Origin of the sequence: Bradyrhizobium sp. TM233, assembly GCF_036247965.1 — a bacterium.
Lineage (GTDB): Bacteria > Pseudomonadota > Alphaproteobacteria > Rhizobiales > Xanthobacteraceae > Bradyrhizobium > Bradyrhizobium ottawaense.
This window is the reverse complement of record NZ_BTIG01000148.1, coordinates 398-800: the sequence shown is the minus strand read 5'-3', so window position 1 is coordinate 800 and position 403 is coordinate 398. Positions and strand designations below refer to the sequence as shown.

The following is a 403-nucleotide window of genomic DNA, read 5'->3' as shown; positions in this document are numbered from 1 at the left end:
GCCTCACCCGCGAAGCCTTCGGCAAGAAGATCGCCCATCTCGGCGGCAACATGCAGATCATCGCCCAGGCGCGCTGCGAGATCGAGGCGATGCGGTTGATGGTGCTGAAGGCGGCCAAGGCGATGGACGTGCTCGGCAACAAGGAGGCCCGCGTCTGGGTCTCCATGGTCAAGGCCATGGTGCCCGAGCGCGCCTGCAAGATCATCGACCAGGCGATCCAGATGCACGGCGCCACCGGCATCTCGCACTGGACCCCGCTCGCGGAGATGTATCAGGACGTGCGCCACCTGCGCTTCGCGGATGGTCCGGACGAGGTGCACTGGATGGTGGTCGGCCGCCACGAGCTGAGCATGGCTTGAGGCTTCGCCTCTTACCGCTCGGGAAGAGCCGTAGGGTGGGCAAA

The 403-nt window shown here is 65.8% G+C and carries 1 protein-coding gene; it reads left to right on the top strand.

Annotated features, from left to right (window positions below):
* The coding region (locus tag AABA86_RS34095; RefSeq protein ID WP_338309864.1) for an acyl-CoA dehydrogenase family protein at window positions 1-359 on the top strand (359 nt) is incomplete at its 5' end.
* Window positions 360-403: the final 44 nt, after the last annotated feature.